Here is a 3,301-nt window from a genome sequence, read left to right as displayed (position 1 = left end):
AATGGATATAGAAAGCAGGGTTTTTTTAAGATGCATGGATACCTCCTTTACGCATGTTATAATATTATTACTTTTAATATTGTCAAGATATAATTTAATTATTATTTGAATTTTTTAAATTACAAAATTTTAAACAATAATATATTGCAATAATCTTTTAAACCATCAAAATCGTACAAAAAATTTTGCTGTAAGCGAATTTTAATTACAATAAAAGTGATATACAGATAATTGAAAAGTAAGGTGTTAAAATAAATTGTTGTTTTTTAATGTCGGTTTATTGCGAGTTGCAAGAGCAACCTTTTGGATACTATCAGCTTTTGCAATATTTATTATTTTGGCAACCAAACCATATGGTACTGTTTTATCAGCTTCAATAACTAAAGAAGATTTACTATTTTGCTTTAAAAATGAATTAAGTTCTGTATAAGTTGATAAGTGTTTATCTATATAAAGTCTGTCTCTTTCTGTTATTGTTATTATTATATCTTTTTTTGAGATATTTGCACTACCAGAATGAGTTCTTGGTAAGTTAACTTTGATACCTTTTACAATAATTGGGGTAGTAACCATAAAAATAACTAGCAAAACAAGCATAACATCAACCAAAGGTGTTATGTTTATATTAGAAAATACACCTCTTTGCTTGCTGTATCTCATATAATTTTCTCCTAACTTTTTATTTAAACAATAACATCATTACAAAAGCAACAATAATACATATAACAGAAGATAAAACACCAGGCCAATACATTGCTATCTAATTTTAGATTCTCAGAATGCTTTTTAACCTTTCAATTAATGTAGGTTTTTTTACCATACCTGCAATTCTAACTGGAATCTTTTTAGTAAAAAATTTGTTATATACATCAATGTAGCCAATAATTGAGCTCTTTTTTATAGGTAACATAATTGGATTTTTTTCAAATTTTATATTGTAATTTATACCAGGCCATGTTATCGTGTAAAATGATGATCCGGTTATTAAAGGTATAGGCTTAAGCCATTCAAACTTTACATATCCTATTTTTTGGTCTTTTTTAAAAAGTTGAGACAAATGTATATTATTTTTTACCTGATTTATTATTTTTATAGTTGATTTAAGAGCATCCATTAATGGTCTTTCTCCATATTCTCCAAGTAGCGCACCTAATATTAAAATATGTTTCCATTTTAAATACTGGTTGGATGCAAAAACAAAATCCCCACCAGATTGTGGCATAGAACCTGTTTTTATACCAAAAATTCCATCTTTACCCAAATCGTAATCTACATTGTAAACAGTACCAGCAACAGGTAAAGTTGCCTGTGGTTTTGATACCAGATATCTAAATTCTCTGATTTGCATAACTTTTTGCGCAAGCTTTAACTGATCATTTGCAGTGCTAACTGTATAAAGTCTTACGCCAGCAGGATCTGCATAGTGAGTATGATTCATATTTAAAAGTTTAGCCATTTTATTCATCTTATTTACAAATGCTTTGACGGTTCCATCGTCCCATTTTGCTAATACAGTTGCGCAATCGTTGCCAGAAGGCAATAATAAACCTTCCAAAAGCTGCTTCTCGCTGAGTTTTTCATTTGCTGCTATTTTCAAAACTGATTGTTGATTTTTTAAATCTTTCTTGTATATTTTAACATCATTTTTTGTAATGGTTATATCTGGTCCATTCTGACCTAAATGTAATGGATGATTTTTAAGAATCAAATAAGCTGTCATTATTTTAGCTACACTAGCAATAGGAATAGGGTGTTGGTGTGGTGTTTGTGAAATAATTCCATAACGATCGATCATTATAGCGCCTTCTGTTCCATAAGGCCATTTTATGTTTAAATTACCAACTGCATGATAAGATTTTGGTATATTAAGCAATAAACGAGGTTTATTTGTAAGCGTTAATGCCTTAAATAAACCTAAAATAGCTACCACTATTATACCTATAACAAAAACCAAAAAAAAGTAGTGTTTTTTATGAGATTTAAACATAAATCGTCCCCAAAAATTTATTTAATCTATTTCAATTTTCATATTCTCTAGACGCTCAATTCTTTTTTCAATTGGTGGATGTGTACTAAATAAACTTTTAAATGTTTCTCCTTTAAATGGATTTACTATAAACATATGAGCAGTTGTCTGAGAAAAATGTGTGTTTGGCATTGGTGAAAGTTTATTTGCTGATTCTAACTTCTTTAAAGCGCTGGCTAAATACATAGGATTTCCAGATAAAATTGCCCCGCCCTTATCGGCTGCGTATTCCCTTTGTCTTGATATGGCAAGTTGAATAATTGTAGCTATTATAGGCGTTAGGATAGCTACAAAAAGCAAACCAAACATATTGTTATTTCTTCTATTATTTCCCATGCCTCCAAATATAGCTGACCATTGAGCCATCCATGCTAAATAACTTATTGCTCCAGCTATTGTAGCAGCTAATGTAGCAGTCAAGATATCTCTATTTTTAACGTGAGTTAGCTCATGACCTAAAACACCAGATAATTCACTAGTATTTAATAAATTTAATATTCCAGTTGTAACGCATATTGCTGCATTTTTTGGGTTTCTACCTGTTGCAAAAGCATTTGGTGTATTGCTATTAACCACATAAATCTTTGGCATTGGCAAGTTTGCATTTTGTGCCAAATTGTTTACAATCGAGTAAAGCTGAGGGTATTGATGTTGATTAGCTTCTATTGCATGATAAGCTTTCAAAACAATTTTGTCAGAAAACCAATAAGTTATAAAATTCATGATCCCTGCAAAAATTAAAGCTATAATCAGACCTTGACTGCCACCAATAGCATCACCTACCAGCATAAGCAATACAGTAAGCGCAAACATCAGCATAAATGTTTTAAAGTAATTCATAGCTCCTCCCTCCTTTTAAATAATTCAACTAAAAACACATTCTTTTTTTCAAGTTCAATTTTTACATTTTTATAATTCATTTTCATAACTTTTACCTCCTATTTTAAATTATTTTAGTATATGCTCAATTTTATGAAAAAAATATAGACAATTTGTGTAAAAAATGTTAATTGTAATCTGTAGCGTGCTGGACATATAAGTAAAAATTAAATAAATAACAAAAAAATTTAATTGTAATTCACATTACATTATTGATACCATTAAAATTTTTTACAGAAAATTTACAATAAAAATGAAAAGTTTTTGTTTTGTGATAGTATTAAATATTTAATTTTTCAAGCAAAAAATTCCAAATTTTTTTAGTAAAAATCTTTCTTGAAATAAGTATTGTTTTTTATTGTTTTTTCTTTAAATCCCATAATTGGGGGCTAAAAC

The 3,301-nt window shown here is 28.8% G+C and carries 3 protein-coding genes; all 3 read right to left on the bottom strand.

All coding sequences use genetic code 11. From position 1 onward, the window contains the following. Positions 1-246: 246 nt before the first annotated feature. Entirely contained in the window at positions 247-660 is a 414-nt protein-coding gene (locus ACP5FO_RS08590; RefSeq protein ID WP_428157396.1) for an ExbD/TolR family protein, read from the bottom strand. 106 nt (positions 661-766) lie between these two features. Further along, positions 767-1,987: a D-alanyl-D-alanine carboxypeptidase family protein gene (locus tag ACP5FO_RS08585; RefSeq protein ID WP_428110839.1), complete on the bottom strand. Its 1,221-nt coding sequence runs from the start codon at positions 1,985-1,987 to the stop codon at positions 767-769. Between the two features lie 21 nt (positions 1,988-2,008). Further along, on the bottom strand, positions 2,009-2,866 hold the full coding sequence (htpX, locus tag ACP5FO_RS08580) for a zinc metalloprotease HtpX (RefSeq protein WP_428110838.1): 858 nt from the start codon (positions 2,864-2,866) through the stop codon (positions 2,009-2,011). Positions 2,867-3,301: the final 435 nt, after the last annotated feature.

The organism is Desulfurella sp. (assembly GCF_049977265.1).
Classification (GTDB): domain Bacteria; phylum Campylobacterota_A; class Desulfurellia; order Desulfurellales; family Desulfurellaceae; genus Desulfurella.
The sequence above is the reverse complement of the archived record's forward strand: the minus strand, read 5'-3'. Positions and strand labels throughout refer to the sequence as shown.

Coding starts and splice junctions, on each gene's coding strand:
- ACP5FO_RS08590 (WP_428157396.1), bottom strand. CDS start 660: ATGAGATACAGCAAGCAAAGAGGTGTATTTTCTAATATAAACATAACA.
- ACP5FO_RS08585 (WP_428110839.1), bottom strand. CDS start 1,987: ATGTTTAAATCTCATAAAAAACACTACTTTTTTTTGGTTTTTGTTATA.
- htpX (WP_428110838.1), bottom strand. CDS start 2,866: ATGAATTACTTTAAAACATTTATGCTGATGTTTGCGCTTACTGTATTG.